General features: G+C 69.2%; 17 protein-coding genes. 6 read left to right on the plus strand and 11 right to left on the minus strand.

The window, feature by feature from the left end; all coding sequences use genetic code 11:
• The first annotated feature begins 227 nt into the window (after window positions 1-227).
• Window positions 228-1,244, plus strand: coding sequence for a sigma-70 family RNA polymerase sigma factor (locus tag ABZ896_RS11735; RefSeq protein ID WP_360925783.1), 1,017 nt, complete (start codon window positions 228-230; stop codon window positions 1,242-1,244).
• Here ABZ896_RS11735 and ABZ896_RS11740 read toward each other — a convergent pair.
• Window positions 1,128-1,514 (minus strand): STAS domain-containing protein, encoded by a 387-nt coding sequence (locus ABZ896_RS11740; RefSeq protein WP_360925785.1) that lies wholly within the window; start codon window positions 1,512-1,514, stop codon window positions 1,128-1,130. The genes ABZ896_RS11735 and ABZ896_RS11740 overlap by 117 nt on opposite strands.
• Window positions 1,515-1,646: 132 nt before the next feature.
• On the opposite strand from ABZ896_RS11740, the gene ABZ896_RS11745 reads away from it, so the two are divergent.
• On the plus strand, window positions 1,647-2,570 hold the full coding sequence (locus tag ABZ896_RS11745) for an AEC family transporter (RefSeq protein ID WP_360925788.1): 924 nt from the start codon (window positions 1,647-1,649) through the stop codon (window positions 2,568-2,570).
• A gap of 5 nt (window positions 2,571-2,575) precedes the next feature.
• Here ABZ896_RS11745 and ABZ896_RS11750 read toward each other — a convergent pair whose 3' ends face one another.
• From ABZ896_RS11750 to ABZ896_RS11785, 8 genes are all read right to left on the minus strand, one after another.
• On the minus strand, window positions 2,576-3,163 hold the full coding sequence (locus ABZ896_RS11750) for a Uma2 family endonuclease (protein WP_360925791.1): 588 nt from the start codon (window positions 3,161-3,163) through the stop codon (window positions 2,576-2,578).
• Window positions 3,164-3,258: 95 nt separating this feature from the next.
• A complete protein-coding gene (locus tag ABZ896_RS11755) occupies window positions 3,259-4,533 on the minus strand; it encodes a thymidine phosphorylase (protein ID WP_360926034.1) in 1,275 nt (424 codons plus the stop codon).
• Window positions 4,534-4,560: 27 nt separating this feature from the next.
• On the minus strand, window positions 4,561-4,953 hold the full coding sequence (locus ABZ896_RS11760; protein ID WP_360925794.1) for a cytidine deaminase: 393 nt from the start codon (window positions 4,951-4,953) through the stop codon (window positions 4,561-4,563).
• Entirely contained in the window at window positions 4,950-6,236 is a 1,287-nt protein-coding gene (locus ABZ896_RS11765; RefSeq protein ID WP_360925797.1) for an ABC transporter permease, read from the minus strand. Before ABZ896_RS11765 ends, ABZ896_RS11760 begins: the two co-directional genes overlap by 4 nt.
• Window positions 6,233-7,363, minus strand: coding sequence for an ABC transporter permease (locus ABZ896_RS11770; RefSeq protein WP_360925800.1), 1,131 nt, complete (start codon window positions 7,361-7,363; stop codon window positions 6,233-6,235). Before ABZ896_RS11770 ends, ABZ896_RS11765 begins: the two co-directional genes overlap by 4 nt.
• Complete coding sequence (locus tag ABZ896_RS11775) at window positions 7,360-8,904, minus strand: ABC transporter ATP-binding protein (protein ID WP_360926037.1); 1,545 nt, start codon at window positions 8,902-8,904, stop codon at window positions 7,360-7,362. The genes ABZ896_RS11770 and ABZ896_RS11775 overlap by 4 nt, the downstream gene beginning before the upstream one ends.
• A gap of 199 nt (window positions 8,905-9,103) precedes the next feature.
• A complete protein-coding gene (locus tag ABZ896_RS11780) occupies window positions 9,104-10,162 on the minus strand; it encodes a BMP family ABC transporter substrate-binding protein (protein ID WP_360925803.1) in 1,059 nt (352 codons plus the stop codon).
• Window positions 10,163-10,450: 288 nt separating this feature from the next.
• Window positions 10,451-11,668 (minus strand): M20 family metallopeptidase, encoded by a 1,218-nt coding sequence (locus tag ABZ896_RS11785; RefSeq protein WP_360925805.1) that lies wholly within the window; start codon window positions 11,666-11,668, stop codon window positions 10,451-10,453.
• A 415-nt stretch (window positions 11,669-12,083) separates the two neighbouring features.
• Here ABZ896_RS11785 and ABZ896_RS11790 point away from each other — a divergent pair, with 415 nt between their 5' ends.
• Window positions 12,084-12,449: a hypothetical protein gene (locus tag ABZ896_RS11790; protein ID WP_360925808.1), complete on the plus strand. Its 366-nt coding sequence runs from the start codon at window positions 12,084-12,086 to the stop codon at window positions 12,447-12,449.
• Between the two features lie 17 nt (window positions 12,450-12,466).
• Here the strand turns inward: ABZ896_RS11790 and ABZ896_RS11795 are convergent, their stop codons facing one another.
• On the minus strand, window positions 12,467-13,126 hold the full coding sequence (locus ABZ896_RS11795; RefSeq protein WP_360925811.1) for a class I SAM-dependent methyltransferase: 660 nt from the start codon (window positions 13,124-13,126) through the stop codon (window positions 12,467-12,469).
• 331 nt (window positions 13,127-13,457) lie between these two features.
• Window positions 13,458-13,859: an ATP-binding protein gene (locus tag ABZ896_RS11800; RefSeq protein ID WP_360925814.1), complete on the minus strand. Its 402-nt coding sequence runs from the start codon at window positions 13,857-13,859 to the stop codon at window positions 13,458-13,460.
• 148 nt (window positions 13,860-14,007) lie between these two features.
• Here ABZ896_RS11800 and ABZ896_RS11805 point away from each other — a divergent pair, with 148 nt between their 5' ends.
• The 3 genes from ABZ896_RS11805 to ABZ896_RS11815 all read left to right on the plus strand — a co-directional run bounded on the left by ABZ896_RS11805 (window position 14,008) and on the right by ABZ896_RS11815 (window position 15,805).
• Window positions 14,008-14,862 (plus strand): helix-turn-helix transcriptional regulator, encoded by an 855-nt coding sequence (locus tag ABZ896_RS11805; RefSeq protein WP_360925817.1) that lies wholly within the window; start codon window positions 14,008-14,010, stop codon window positions 14,860-14,862.
• Window positions 14,863-14,870: 8 nt separating this feature from the next.
• Window positions 14,871-15,071, plus strand: coding sequence for a DUF397 domain-containing protein (locus ABZ896_RS11810; RefSeq protein WP_360925820.1), 201 nt, complete (start codon window positions 14,871-14,873; stop codon window positions 15,069-15,071).
• Between the two features lie 74 nt (window positions 15,072-15,145).
• Window positions 15,146-15,805 carry a class I SAM-dependent methyltransferase gene (locus tag ABZ896_RS11815; RefSeq protein ID WP_360925823.1) on the plus strand — a complete coding sequence of 220 codons (660 nt, stop codon included), beginning with the start codon at window positions 15,146-15,148 and terminating at the stop codon, window positions 15,803-15,805.
• The last annotated feature ends 37 nt before the right edge of the window (window positions 15,806-15,842 follow it).

Consider the following 15,842-nt stretch of genomic DNA (forward strand, 5'->3'; position numbering starts at 1 on the left):
GTCCTCAAACGCCGGACGGGCTGAAATCAGCCCCTCCGGCGTTTGAGGAGCAGGGGTCGAAGGGGGCAGCGCCCCCTGGGGATGGGACGGGTAGGGGCGGCGGGGGCGAGAAACGCTCTGACCTGCACGTTCGCCCACTCGGCACGCCATTGTCAGACCCCTGCGGTAGCTTCCAAGGTACTGGGCGCAAAGGCGCGACACAGCACGGCCACAGGGGTGGGTGGACGATGACGGACGGTACGGCGACTACGACGGATCTCGATCTGAGGCTCGAGAAACACCGGACCGAGCTGACGGGGTACTGCTACCGCATGCTCGGCTCCTCCTTCGAGGCCGAGGACGCGGTGCAGGACACGATGGTCCGGGCCTGGCGGAGCTACGAGAAGTTCGAGGGCCGCTCCAGCCTCCGCTCCTGGCTGTACCGCATCGCGACCAACGTCTGCCTGGACATGCTCACGGCGGGCAACAAACGCGCGAGGCCGATGGACCTCACCGAGTCGACGCCCCTCGCCCAGGCCGCCCTCTCCCCCCGCCCCGACCACACCTGGCTGGAGCCGATGCCCGACGCCCGCGTACTGCCGACCGTGGAGGACCCGGCGGAGGCGGCCGTCGCCAAGGAGACCGTCCGGCTCGCCTTCATGGCCGCCCTCCAGCACCTCCCGCCCAAACAGCGCGCGGTCCTGATCCTGCGCGAGGTGCTGGCGTGGAAGGCCAGCGAGGTCGCCGAACTGCTCGACACCTCGGTCGCCTCGGTCAACAGCGCCCTCCAGCGGGCCCGCGCGACCCTCGCCGAAGGGCAACAGCACGGCGCCGAGGCGGCCGTCTCCGACCCGCTCGACGAGGAGCAGCAGAAACTCCTGGAGCGCTATGTGAAGGCGTTCGAGGGCTACGACATGACGGCGCTGACGGCCCTCCTCCACGAGGACGCCATCATGACGATGCCGCCGTTCGACCTGTGGCTGACCGGCCACGACGACATCGCCGGATTCATGACGACGCTCGGCTCGGCCTGCGAGGGCTCCCGCCTGCTGCCGGTCCAGGTCAACGGCCTGCCGGGCTTCGCCCAGTACAAGCCGGACCCGGAGAAGGGCGGCTACAGCCCCTGGTCGATCCAGGTGCTGGAGATCTCAGACGGCCGGCTCACCGGGTTCCACTTCTTCCTGGACACCCAGCGCTGGTTCCCCCTGTTCGACCTGCCCCTCCATCTCGAAGGAGAGCCCGACCAGACCGAGGAGACCGTGTAGCGCGGGGTCGGCGTCGCGCAGTCGGATCCGGCCCCCGGCCCGGCGGGCGGTGAGCTGGAGCCGCGCGAGCAGGTCGACGGCGGCGAGCCCCGGCGGCCCGAGACCGGCGACATCGCAGACCACGACTCTCGCGCGGGTGCGCTCCATCAGCACCCGCAGCTCGTCACAGAGCCCCCTCACCTCGTCCCGGGTGACGGGGCCGGTCAGCACGAGTACGGCGGGTGTCATGGCGTCCACGAACGGTAGACCGGGCGGGCGGGGGTAACTCATCGGTCACGCACGATCACGTTGACCTGGGGGCCGCCTTCCCCCGAGGGTTACCTGTATGCGCCACCCATCAGCACCTCCCTGGATACGTCACGCCCTCCTCGCCTTTGAGAAGTTCCCGTGCGAGGAGTCCCCGTGCAGGGAGTGCTGACCGGCTTCGCGGTGATCGCGGTGGTCATCGGCGTCGGCTATCTGATCGGCCTGCGCGGTTACCTCGGCGACCAGGGGCGCGAGGTCCTGACCAAGCTGGCGTTCCATGTGGCGTCCCCGGCCCTGCTGTTCACGACCCTGGCCCGCACCGACCTCTCCGTGATCTTCTCCAGCCGCCTCCTGGTCACGGCGCTCAGCACGGCGGCGGTGGCGGGGGTCTTCGTCGCGGTGGGTGTCGTACGGCACTGGGGCGCGGGCCGTACGACGATCGGCGCGCTGTGCTCGTCGTACGTCAACTCCGGCAACCTCGGTATCCCGATCGCGGTGTACGTCCTGGGCGACGCGTCGCTGGTGGCGCCGGTGCTGCTGTTCCAGCTGGTCGGGGTGACACCGGTCGCGCTGACGGTCCTGGACCTGACGTCGGGCGACGCCAAGAAGGGTCCTTTGTGGCGCCGCCTGCTGACGCCCCTCCGCAACCCGATCGCGCTCGGCTCGCTGGCCGGTGTGGCGGTCTCGGCGGCGGGCGTGCACGTCCCGTCCCCGGTCATGGACCCCCTGACCCTCATCGGCGGCATGTCGGTCCCGGCCGTCCTGCTGGCCTTCGGCATCTCCCTGTGCGGCAGCACGATGCCCGGCCGGGGCCCGGACCGGGGGCTCGTCCTGCTCTCGGTCGCGTTGAAGTCGGTGGGCCAGCCGGCGGTGGCGTGGGCACTGGCGGCGGGGGTCTTCGGCCTGCGTGGCGCACCGCTCCTGGACGTGGTGGTGACGTCGGCACTACCGGCGGCCCAGAACCTGTTCACCTACGCGTCGACCTACGGCGTCGGCGTGCGATTGGCCCGCGACTCGATCCTGGTGTCGACGGTGCTGTCGGTACCGGTGCTGGTGGGGGTCGCGGCGTTGTTGGGGTGAGGCCCTCAGCTCAGCGGGAAGATGCCGGTGTCCAGGGCCAGCTTGAACGGTGCGGGCAGCGTCAGTTCCTCGCCGTACTCCACTGAATCGAGGACTCGATATGTGCCGCTCTGCGGTTCTCCATAGAGCGTCGCCGTGGGACGTCCCGACTGCCAGGCGTCCAACAGGAGATAGAGCGGTACGCCTGCCACCGCGTATCCGTGAGCCTTCTTGATGCGATCGTGGTTCGCATTGCTCTTGGACGTGACCTCGACGACGAGTTCGGCTTCGCCCGCATGCACGCGCGTTCCGCGGCGCAGGGCAGCCCTCGGCACCACGCACAGGTCTGGCATGAAGAGGCCACCCGACTCCGGGCACGTGAGGCCGAGTGTCTGATAGACACCCCAGTCGTCTGGAATTGCTGTGTACAAGCGACGCTGCACCAACTCAGCAGTGTCGTTGTGTTCTTCGGACGGCGGCGGCGGCACGGTGACGATCCCTTCAATGATCTCCACCTTGCTGCCCTCGGGGGCGTCCGTCTCCTCCCAGACACGGACGATCTCGTCCCAATCCGTACCCTCAGGGACCCCGGACTCGGCTGCGAGTGCGCTCATGGCGGTCTCCGTTCGTCACGTCACCGATCCCAGCATGCCGAACGGGACCGGCGGCGGTCCACCGATCCCGTTCACCCAAATGAGGAAATTCCAGGTCAGGCGATACGTTCCAGCACGACAGGCGACCCTGCGAAGCCCGTACCCGCCGCCCCGATGTCGTAGGACCCCTCGATCGACTCGAGCGCGTACTCGAAGCGTTCCGGGGTGTCCGTGTGGAGGGTCAGCAACGGCTGGCCCTCGGTCACCGTGTCGCCGGGCTTGGCGTGCAGTTCCACGCCCGCCCCCGCCTGCACCGAGTCCTCCTTGCGCGCACGCCCCGCGCCGAGGCGCCACGCGGCCACGCCGATGTCGTACGCATCGAGGCGGGTCAGGACGCCCGAGGACGGTGCCTTGATGACGTGCTGTTCGCGCGCCACCGGCAGCTCCGCGTCCGGGTCGCCGCCCTGCGCCGCGATCATCCGCCGCCAGACGTCCATCGCCGAACCGTCGGCCAGGGCCTTCGCCGGGTCGGCGTCCACGCCCGCCGCGTCGAGCATCTCGTGGGCCAGGGCGAGGGTCAGCTCGACCACGTCCGAGGGGCCGCCGCCCGCCAGGACCTCCACCGACTCGCGGACCTCCAGCGCGTTGCCCGCCGTGCGGCCGAGCGGCGTCGACATGTCCGTCAGCAGGGCCACCGTCTTCACGCCGTGGTCCGTGCCCAGGCCGACCATCGTGGACGCCAACTCCCGTGCGTCCTCGACGGTCTTCATGAACGCGCCGGTGCCGACCTTGACGTCGAGCACGAGCGAGCCCGTGCCCTCCGCGATCTTCTTCGACATGATCGACGAGGCGATCAGCGGGATCGCTTCGACCGTCCCCGTCACGTCCCGCAGGGCGTACAGCTTCTTGTCGGCCGGGGCCAGTCCGTCGCCCGCCGCGCAGATCACCGCGCCGGTGCCGTCCAGCACCGACAGCATCTCCTCGTTGGAGAGCAGCGCGCGCCAGCCCGGGATCGACTCCAGCTTGTCCAGCGTGCCGCCGGTGTGGCCGAGGCCGCGCCCGGACAGCTGCGGGACGGCCGCCCCGCACGCCGCCACCAGCGGAGCGAGCGGCAGCGTGATCTTGTCGCCGACACCACCCGTGGAGTGCTTGTCGGCGGTCGGGCGGGAGAGCGACGAGAAGTCCATCCGCTCGCCCGACGCGATCATCGCCGCCGTCCAGCGGGCGATCTCGCGGCGGTTCATGCCGTTGAGCAGGATGGCCATCGCGAGCGCGGACATCTGCTCGTCGGCGACCTCCCCGCGGGTGTACGCGTCGATGACCCAGTCGATCTGCTCGTCGCTGAGTTCGCCGCGGTCCCGCTTGGTGCGGATGACGGAGATGACGTCCATGGCCATGCAGGGCTTTCCTTCCGGGAATTACTTGGTGAGATGCCCCGGCCCGAAGGCCTGCGGGAGCATCTCCGACAGCGGCAGGATCCCCTCCGGGGTCTCCAGGAGGAGATCGGCGCCGCCGAACTCGTAGAGCAGCTGCCGGCAGCGGCCGCAGGGGACGAGCACCTCGCCCCGGCCGTCCACGCACGTGAAGTGCGTGAGCCGGCCGCCGCCCGTGTTCTGCAGCTCCGAGACCAGTCCGCACTCGGCGCACAGGCCGAGTCCGTAGGAGGCGTTCTCGACGTTGCAGCCGGTGATCGTGCGGCCGTCGTCGACCAGGGCGGCCACGCCGACGGGGTAGCCGGAGTAGGGGGCGTAGGCCCGGGACATGGCGCCCCGGGCGGCGGTCCTGAGCGCGCCCCAGTCGACGCCCGTCACTTGCCCTGGCCCTTCCGGTACCGCATGCCGTCCGCCTTCGGCATCCTGAGGCGCTGCGCGGACAGCGACAGCACCAGCAGCGTGACGACATACGGGGTCGCGCCCACGAAGTCGCTCGGGACCTCGTCGGTGGTCAGGTACCAGACCAGGACGCCCACGGCCACGACGGCGCTGATGACACCCTGAACGAGAGCCTTCTTGTACAGCTTCCAGCCGGCCATCGCGACGAGCAGCACGAACAGCAGGAGGAGCAGCGCGTGGACGGTCTCGCCGCCGTTGCGCAGCTGGAGCGCGTCGGAGTAGCCGAACAGGCCCGCGCCCATGGCGAGTCCGCCGGGCCGCCAGTTGCCGAAGATCATGGCGGCGAGACCGATGTAACCGCGGCCGCCCGTCTGGCCTTCGAGGTAGGTGTGCGAGGTGACCAGCGCGAGGAAGGCGCCGCCGAGGCCCGCGAGGCCGCCGGAGACGGCCACGGCCGCGTACTTGTACTTGTAGACGTTGACGCCGAGGGACTCCGCGGCGATCGGGTTCTCGCCGCAGGAGCGCAGCCGCAGACCGAACGGGGTGCGCCACAGCAGCCACCAGCTGGCGACGAACAGCGCGATCGCGAGGACGGTGACCACGGACAGGTCGGTGACCAGGCCGCCGAGGATGCCGGCGAGGTCGGAGATCAGGAACCAGTGGTGGTTCTCGATGGAGTGCAGCCCGCTGGACAGGCCCGGGACGTCGAAGTCGGGCAGCGAGTCCACCGGCGGGGACTGCTTGGGGTTGCCGCCCGCCTCCGCCGCCTTGCCGTCCACGAAGAAGAGCTTGGCGAGGTACTGGGTGGCGCCGAGCGCGAGGAGGTTGATCGCGACACCGGAGACGATGTGGTCGACGCCGAAGGTGACGGTCGCGACCGCGTGCAGCAGACCGCCGAGGACACCGAAGCCGACACCGCACAGCAGACCGAGCCAGGGGCTGGACTGCCAGCCGATCCAGCCGGCCCCGAAGGTGCCGAGGATCATCATGCCTTCGAGGCCGATGTTGACCACGCCGGAGCGCTCGGACCACAGACCGGCCAGGCCCGCGAGGCCGATCGGCACGGCGAGGCTGAGGGCGGCGGAGACCTGGCCCTCGGAGGTGAGCTGCTCGGAGCCGGAGATGACCCGCACCGCCGCGATGAGCAGCAGGGCGCCGGCGACGATCATCAGGATCTGGCCGAGCGAGCGGCCCGACCGGGTCTCGGCGCTGTCCGCCTTGGGGGCCGCGGGGGGCGGCGTGTCGGTCATCGTGGCAGTCATCGCGCCACCTCCTGCTTCTGGGTCGGGGTGGCGGCCTGGGCGGCGAGCTCGGCGCCGACCCGCTGCTGCTGGCGCTTGAGTCCGTAGCGTCGTACGACCTCGTAGGCGATGACGACGCACAGGACGATGACGCCCTGGATCACGCCGAGGATCTCCTTGTCGTAGCCCTCGAACTCCAGGTGGTTGGTGGTGCGCTCCAGGAAGCCCCACAGCAGGGCGCCGAGCGCGATGCCGATCGGGTGGTTGCGGCCGAGCAGCGCGATGGCGATACCGGTGAAGCCGATGCCGACCGGGAAGTCGTTGCTGAACTGGTGGCTGTCGTTGAGCAGGGTCGGCATACCGATCAGGCCGGCGACCGCGCCCGAGATGACCATGCTGGTGGCGACCATCTTCTTCACCGACACACCGCTCGCGGCGGCCGCGGACTCGGACTGGCCGACGGTGCGCAGGTCGAAGCCGAACCGGGTGCGGCCGAGCACGAACCAGTAGGCGATGCCGACGATCACGGCGATGACGATGAAGCCCCACAGCTCGCCCGCCGCGCCCGTGTCGATCTGGAAGAAGTACGACGACTCGGGCAGCGGCTTGGTGGAGACGACGGTGCCGCCGGCCTGGAGTTCGGCGAGCTTCCCGGGCTGGAGGAGGTAGGCGATGATCGCGGTGGCGATGGAGTTCAGCATGATCGTCGAGATGACCTCGCTGACCCCGCGGGTCACCTTGAGGACGCCCGCGATGGCCGCCCACAGGGCGCCAGTGCCCATGGCGCACAGGATGATCAGCGGGATGGAGATCCAGCCCGGCGTGGTCAGCGCGCCGCCGAGGACGGCGGCGATGAACGCGGCGATGCGGTACTGGCCGTCGACGCCGATGTTGAACAGGTTCATCCGGAAGCCGATGGCCACCGAGACGCCCGCCAGGTAGTAGGTGGTCGCCTTGTTGAGGATGTAGACCTGGCTGTCGCTGGCGGAGCCGTAGGTCACCATGTCGCTGAAGGCGGCGCCCGGGTTCTTGCCGGTGGAGAGGATCACCAGGGTGGTGACGACGAGCGCGGCGACGATCGCGAGCAGCGGCGCCGCGACGCCGAGGAGCAGCCGCTCCTTGTCGATGCGTTGGGTCAGCTTGTTCATCGGGCGTCGTCCTCGTCGCTCTCGGCGTCCGTCGTGTGCTCCAGGTGGCCGGTGGCCGCACCCGTCATCGCGGAGCCCAGCTCCTCGGGAGTGATCGTGGCGGGGTCGGCGTCGGCGACCAGGCGGCCGCGGTACATCACCCGCAGGGTGTCCGACAGGCCGATCAGCTCGTCCAGGTCGGCGGAGATCAGCAGCACGGCCAGGCCCTCGCGGCGGGCCTCGCGGATGTGGTCCCAGATCGCGGCCTGTGCGCCGACGTCCACACCGCGGGTGGGGTGGGCGGCGATGAGCAGCTTGGGCGCGTGGCTCATCTCGCGGCCGACGATCAGCTTCTGCTGGTTGCCGCCGGAGAGGGAGGCGGCGGTGACGTCGATACCGGGGGTGCGGACGTCGTACGACTGGATGATGCGCTCGGTGTCGCTGCGGGCCGCCTTGATGTCGAGCAGCTGGCCGCGGGAGTTGGGCTTCTCGGTGACATGGCCGAGGATGCGGTTCTCCCACAGCGGGGCTTCGAGGAGCAGGCCGTGGCGGTGGCGGTCCTCGGGGATGTAGCCGACGCCGGCCTCGCGGCGGCGGCGGGTGGGCGCGTGCGAGATGTCGGTGTCGTCGAGGGTGATGACGCCGGCGTCGGGGTCGCGGATGCCCATGATCGCCTCGACCAGCTCGGACTGGCCGTTGCCCTCCACGCCGGCGATGCCGAGGACCTCGCCCTTGTGGATGGTGAAGGAGATGTCGTCGAGGATGATGCGCTCGACGCCGTCGAGGTCGGTCTGGGCCAGGCGCAGGCCGTCCAGCTTGAGCAGCGGGACGTCGGTGACCGTGGACTCCTCGGTCTCCGGGGTGGGCAGTTCGCTGCCGACCATCAGCTCGGCGAGCTGCTTGGGGGTGGTGCCGGCGGGCTCGACGGTGCCGACGGTGGTGCCGCGGCGGATGACGGTGATCTCGTCGGCCACGGAGAGGACTTCGCCGAGCTTGTGCGAGATGAAGATGACCGTGAGGCCTTCCGCCTTCAGCTCCCGCAGGTTGTCGAAGAGGGCGTCGACCTCCTGCGGCACGAGGACGGCGGTGGGCTCGTCGAGGATGAGGGTCTTGGCGCCGCGGTAGAGGACCTTGAGGATCTCCACGCGCTGGCGGTCGGCGACGCCGAGTTCTTCCAGGAGGACGTCCGGGCGGACGTTCAGGCTGTACGCCTCGGAGATCTCCCGGATCTTCGTACGGGCCTTGGCGCCGATGCCGTACAGCTTCTCCGCGCCCAGGACGACGTTCTCCAGGACGGTGAGGTTGTCGGCGAGCATGAAGTGCTGGTGGACCATGCCGATGCCGCGGGCGATGGCGTCGGCGGGGTTGTTGAAGGTGACGGTCTCGCCGCCGACCGTGATGGTGCCCTCGTCCGGCTGCTGCATGCCGTAGAGGATCTTCATCAGGGTGGACTTGCCGGCGCCGTTCTCACCGCACAGGGCGTGCACGGTGCCGGTGCGGACGGTGATGTCGATGTCCTTGTTGGCCACGACACCGGGGAAGCGCTTGGTGATGCCGCGCAGTTCGACGGCAGCGGGAGGGCTGGACGCGTTGATGGCGCACTCTCCTGGGGGAAAGGGGCTGCGTAGGAGGGGGCAGGCGTCGGCGACGCTAGCGCGGCAACTCCGCGCTACACGCGTAGAGTTGACACATTGTTATGGCTCGGCGAGGGGCTTGACAAGGCCCCTGCGCCGAGCCGGGGTTCCGGCGGGAACCGTGAGGTCAGCTGGTCTTGACCTTGACGGTGCCGTCGATGATCTTCTTCTTCGCGTCATCGATCTGCGTCTTGATGTCGTCGATGAAGCCACCGCTGGTGGAGAGGCTGACACCGCCCTTGGCCAGGGAGTAGATCTGGTTGCCGGTCAGCGGCTTGCCGTCGTTGACGGACTTGATGAAGTCGTAGACGCCGGTGTCGACGTTCTTGACCATGGAGGTCAGGATCGAGTTCTTGAACTTGGCCAGACCCGGGATGTTGTACTGGTCCGAGTCCACGCCGATGGCCCAGGCGCCCTTGACGCCGGAGACGGCCTCGATCGAGCCGTTGCCGGAGGAACCGGCCGCGGCGTAGATCACGTCGGCGCCGTTGTCGAGCATGCCGGACGCGGCCTCCTTGCCCTTGGCGGGGTCGGCGAAGCCGGAGAAGTCCGAACCGTGGGTCAGGTACTGGACGTCGACCTTGACCGAGGGCTTGGTGTCCTTGACGCCCTGGGCGTAGCCCGCCTCGAACTTCTTGATCAGCGGGGTGTCCACACCGCCGATGAAGCCGACGTGGTCCTTCTTGGTCTTCAGCGCCGCGGCGACACCGGCGAGGTAGGAACCCTGCTCCTCGGTGAAGGTGATGCTGTCGACGTTCGTGGCCTTCGCCACCGAGTCGATGAGGCCGAAGCTGACCTTCGGGTACTTGGGGGCGACCTTGTCGATCGAGGTGGCGTAGGAGAAGCCGACTGCCACGATCGGGTTGTAGCCGGCGTCCGCCAGGTCGGTCAGGCGCTGCTCGCGGTCGGCCTCGGTGTCGGAGCTCTTGGCGGTCAGCTCCTTGATGGAACCGCCGAACTCCTTCTCGGCCTTGTCGGCACCGCGCGCGGCGGAGTCGTTGAAGGAGCGGTCGCCGCGGCCGCCGACGTCGTAGGCGAGGCCGATCTTGATGCCGCCCTTGCCGCCGTCCGACGACGAGGAGGACGAGCTGTCGTTCTCGGAGGAGGTGCTGCCACACGCGGTGGCAGTCAGTGCGAGAGCTGCGGTCGCGATACACGCAGCGGAAAGCTTGGCTACCCGGCGCACGGGAGGCTCCTTCACCTGACCTGAGCGCCTTGTCGGCGCTTCATGTGAGCACCATGCCAGTGCTCGGGCCTGCACGCCCCTGCGGCGTCGGCTTCGCGGCATCGTAACGCGCGTAGATGTCGGAAACAGACCCCCAACGAAGCCGTTATCGATTCGAGGCAAACACCGTCTGAACTGAGGCTCTGGGGCCTTCGCACACCCTGGTTGCGATGAGCGCACGATTGGCTTACGAGCATGTTGCGCCGGGTGGCGGAACGGCCCCCGCGGGGGCCGTTCGCCGGGATCCGATCAGCTCGCGGCGTCCAGGAGGGCCGCCGCCGTGAACATCTCCACGCCTACGGTGATGGCGTGCTCGTCGGCGTCGAAGTCGCCCTGGTGCAGGTCGCGCACGGTCCGCTCGCCGGGCGTCCGCACGCCGAGGCGGGCCATCGCGCCCGGGACGTGCTCCAGGTACCAGGAGAAGTCCTCGCCGCCGAGGCTCTGCTCGGTGCTCTCGACGGAGTCGGCGCCGCGCCGGGCGGTCATGGCGGTGCGGATCAACTCGGTGGAGTCCGCGTGGTTGACGACGGGCGGGACGCCCCGGACGTAGTTGATCTCGGACTTGGCCCCGTGCAGGTTGGCGACCTCGTCGATCGCGGCGACGACGATGTCGGGGGCCTGCCGCCAGGCCTCGATGTCGAGGCAGCGCACGGTCCCGGAGAGTTCGGCGTGCTGCGGGATGACGTTCGGCGCGTGCCCCGACTCGATCCGGCCCCAGGTGACGGCGAGCCCGGCGCGGGTGTCGATGCGCCGGCCGACGATGGCGGGCACGTCGGTGACGACGCGGGCGGCGGCGGTGACGAGGTCGGTGGTGAGGTGCGGCCGGGCGGTGTGGCCGCCGGGCCCGTCGAGGGAGATCTCCAGCCGATCGCACGCGGAGGTGATGGCGCCGGTCCGCAGCCCGATCCTCCCGGCGTCGACGCGCGGGTCGCAGTGCACGGCGAGGATCTGCCCGACCCCCTCAAGCACCCCGCAGTCGATGGCGTCGGCGGCGCCGCCGGGCAGCACCTCTTCGGCGGGCTGGAAGAGCAGCCGCACGGGCCGCGGCAGCAGCCCCTTCCTGTCGAGCTCGGCGAGGACGAGACCCGCGCCCAACACCACCGTCGTATGCACGTCATGCCCACAGGCGTGCGCCCGGTCGGGCACGGTCGAGCGGTACGAGCACTCGCTCTTGGTGTCCGGGATGGGCAGGCCGTCGATGTCGGCGCGCAGGGCGAGCATGGGGCGTCCGCCGTCCCAGTCGCCGATGTCACAGATGAGCCCGGTCCCGACGGCGAGCACGCGCGGCTTCAGCCCGGCCTTCTCCAGCCGTTCCTTGATCGCCGCGGTGGTGCGGAACTCCTGGTTGCCGAGCTCCGGGTGCATGTGCAGGTCGCGCCGGAACGCGACGAGTTCGGCGTGCAGCGACGCGGGAAGGGTGCCGGGGAGCTGTTCTCCGGCGGGGTCGACCTCGGACTCTGGTGACATCAGTTGCTTCACCCTCTTAAGCGTAGGACGCCTCAGTGGCCGCCTGACCCTCGATCAACAAAACTTCAACCCGTCAGGGGAGGAAAATCTGGCCGCTCGACGCATGGGACTGGCTGGAGGTGGGTAGAAACTCCGTTTCCCCACGGATACCACGGGCAGTCGCCCACGCGCCGGTTTGTTCACCTGTCGGGACCGGACGGCGGCGAAACCGGGGCAGAGTCCCGGAACCATCACCGCCGGAACGCGGCCGGGCACCCAGGGTGCACGGATCACGGAATTCACCCGGACGGCGGGATCCCGATGACGCGGACCCGGTTCAGCGACCCAGCCACTCGTCGAGTACGCGGCCACGCTCCGCGCCTACCTCGGCACGGCACTGGAGACGGGCGCGCTCGCCGTACCGCACGACGGCCCGGTGTCCTGGACGTCCCACGAGGACCTGGCGGAGGCGGCAGCGACGGCCCTGACGGAGGAAGCCCCGCTTTACGGCATCACGCCCCCGCTGACCGCACCCCGCACGCTGGACTTCACCGAGATCGCCGCGATACTCACCCACACCACGGGCCGAACCGTCACCCGAGTCGTCATGGACGACGACGAGTGGACGACCGCGGCGATCACGGCCGGGGTGCCGCGCCCGCTGGCGGAGTTCCTCCTGACGATGTTCACCGCGTCCCGGGAGGGAGAGTTCGCCGTGACGGACCCCACGCTGGAGACGACGATCGGGCGCCCGGCGAGGACCGTTCAGGAGCTGGTGGAGACCGTCGCGCGCTCACGGTGACCGCAGGCCGGCCCTCGTCAGCCGGGCTTCCTCGCCACGACGTACGCCCGCGGGTACTTCTTGCCGTCCAGCGCCTCACAGCGCACCCGGCTGACGACCTGGAGGCCGGCCGCGGTGAGAAGTCCGGCGACCGTGTCCGGCGTACGCCAGTAGTAGTCGAGGTCGATCTCGTGACCGAAACGTTCGGTCAGATGAAGGCGATCGTTCTCGTCCGAGGTCTGGAACCCGAGGAGGACATGCCCACCGGCCCTCAGCACACGATGGAACTCGGCGAAGGCGGTGGGAAGTTGGTCGTCCGGGACATGGATGGTCGAGTAGAGCGCTGTGATGCCGCCCAGCGTCCCGGACGGCAGGTCCAGAGCCGTCATCGAGCCGACGTGGAACCGGAGTTCGGGATGGGCACGGCGGGCCAACTCCACCATCTTGGGCGAGACATCCACCCCGAAGACGGGAATCCCGAGTTCATGGAACCGGGCGGTGGCGTGCCCCGGCCCACTGCCGACATCGGCGACCGGCCCGAGGTTCTGCTCCTTCACCAACTCCGCGAACCCACTGATCAGACCTCTGTCCAGGGTCTGAATCCCGAGCCAGTCCGAGAACTGCTCGGAGTAGGGCTCGGCGATGGTGTCGTACGCGGTTCGGGTGGCCCGTATGAAGTCGGGGGTGTCGGCGCTCACGGGCTGCACCTTAGCGACGCCGACAGTGCCGTTGCGGCGCACCGGGCACCCGACACGCAACACCCGACAGCCGCTCGCCGCCGACCCACCCGGCGTGCAGGCGAGACGCGACCGCGCACGCCCCTACTCCGGCCCACAACCCAACAGCCCCTACGACGAACCCACTTGGCCCCCGCTCTCCCCAGGCCGCCCGCTCGCTTCTCCCCCGCGCTGGAGGGAGCCGTGTCAGGGGTGACCCGAAGGGTCATCGGCGAAGCCGACGCGCAGCGCCCTTGACTCGGCTCGCGGAAGCGCGACCCTCAGAAAGAAGCGGGCGGCCCAACGGCCACGCCTAAGCAGCCGCCAACTCACACCACACGAACTTTCCCCGACTCCCGCACCTGGCCAACGGCTGCCACCCCCACACATCGGCACACGCCTTGACCAACGCGAGCCCCCGCCCCGCCTCCCCCAGCTCCCCCAACTCACCGGGCGGCTCAGGAAGTTCAGGATCCGCATCCCAGGCCCCGACCCGCAACACCCCACCCGCCCACCGCACCCGCAGCGCAGCGGGCCCTTTCGTATGCCGTACGGCATTGGAGACCAACTCCGCGGCGAGCAGCTCCGCGGTGTCGACGAGCCGGATCAGCCCGTGCATCGTCAGAACGAGCCGAAGGGTACGACGGGCAACGGTGACGGCACGGACGTCGTTGGGGATGTACAGCGTGTACTCCCAGGGTTCGTTTTCAGGCATGGGTCAACTCCAGTTCGACAGAGCGATTTCGCAGAGTGCGCGTTACGCCACCGACGGTAGACCTGTAATTCCAGGTCTAGCAATCGAATCGCGTAATCTGACCCCGAACGAGTCGCGCCCACCGGCGTGTTGATCCGAGGAGCGCTCCATGGCGGGACTGAGGCCGGAACCCACTGCACGCCAGATGCGACTGGGGACCGAACTCCGCAGACTGCGGGAGCAGGCCGGCCTCACAGGACGGGAAGCGGCCGCCCTGCTCGGGGTGAGCTCCGGCCAGATCAGCCAGATCGAGTTCGCCCAGACCGGAGTGAGCGAGAAGCGCCTGCGCACCATGGCGGCCAACTACTCCTGCTCCGACGAGAAGTTGATCTCAGCCCTCGTACACGTGGCCACCGACCGGACACGCGGCTGGTGGGAGGAGTACCGGGAGCAACTGCCCACGCCGTTCCTGGACCTCTCCGAGCTGGAACACAACGCCACCTTCCGATGGGACGTGGACCTGCTGCACGTGTCGGGCCTCCTGCAGACCGAGGACTACGCACGGGCACTCTTCTCGACCCGCATCCCCGAACTCCCCGATACCGATCGCGAGTTGCGCGTGCGGCACCGCATGCAGCGTCGGGTGATCCTCAAGGGGCCGACACCGATCCCCTACCGGGCAGTGATCCACGAGGCGGCACTACGCATCAGAGTCGGCGGCCGGACCACCTCGCAGACCCAGCTCGCCCGCATCCTGGAACTCTCCGAAGCGGATCACATCACCGTCCGGATCATCCCGTTCAGCCTGGAACGCTTCGACGACACCGGCAGCGCGATGATCTACGCCGGCGGCAGCATCCCCAAGCTGGACACGGTGGTCCGCGACGCCCCACACGGCACGGTGTTCATCGACGCGGAGACTCAACTCGGCGTCTTTCGAACGCTCTTCCGTAGAGTAGAGGCGGCGTCACTCGATCCCGAACAGTCCCGCGACCTGATCCACCGGCTGGCCAAAGAGCTGTGAGGCACCCGATGAACACCCCCGACATCTGGCGGAAGTCCTCCTATTCCGGCGGCGGCGACGGCAACGCCTGCGTGGAGGTGGCCCACCTGCACTCCCGCATAGCCGTACGCGACTCCAAGGCCCCGGCCAAGGCGACCCTCGTCTTCCCCGCCGCCCCCTTCACCACGTTCCTCGAATCCCTCAAGTCCCCCCACCCCACCCCCCGATGACCACCAGGCAAACTCCACACGGCGCCCCGCGCCTTTCCCCCTGACGGCCCCCGAACCCCCGCTAGGGTCACCCCGTGACCGCCGACACCCCCGACTTCATACGGGCCACCCGCACCGCGTACGACACGATCGCCGAGCCCTACACCGAGCAGTTCTCGGACTGGGCAGGCATCCCCACGCTGGACAGAGCCCAGATCACCGGCTTCGCGGAACTCGTGAAGGAGCAGAACGCCGGCCCGGTCGCCGACATCGGCAGCGGCCCAGGACACGTGACCGCGGCGCTCCACGCACTCGGCATCCCCGTCTTCGGCGTGGACGTCTCCCCGAAGATGGTGGAACTGGCCCGCAGAGCCCACCCGGCCCTCCGCTTCCACGTGGGCTCGATGACCTCCCTGGACCTACCGTCGGAAACCCTGGGCGGCATCACAGCGCTCTACTCGATCATCCACGTCCCGGACGACCACCTACCGCAGGCCTTCGCCGAGTTCCACCGAGTCCTGTCCCCCGGCGCCCACGCCCTGATCGGCTTCCAGTACGAACAGGGCGACCCCCACATGCACCTCGACGAACGCTACGGCCACAAAATCTCCCTGGACTACTGGCTGCGCACCCCGGAAGCAGTGGCCGCCCCCCTCACCAAGGCCGGCTTCCAGGTGATCGCCCGAGTACTGCGAGAACCCCTGGACGACGAGAAGCTGCCCCGCGCCTACCTCGTGGCGAGGAAGCCGTCGTAGTGGTGCCTCCGCACCCACCGAAAGGCGACGAGCGGAC

The organism is Streptomyces sp. NPDC047072, assembly GCF_040643855.1.
Classification (GTDB): domain Bacteria; phylum Actinomycetota; class Actinomycetes; order Streptomycetales; family Streptomycetaceae; genus Streptomyces.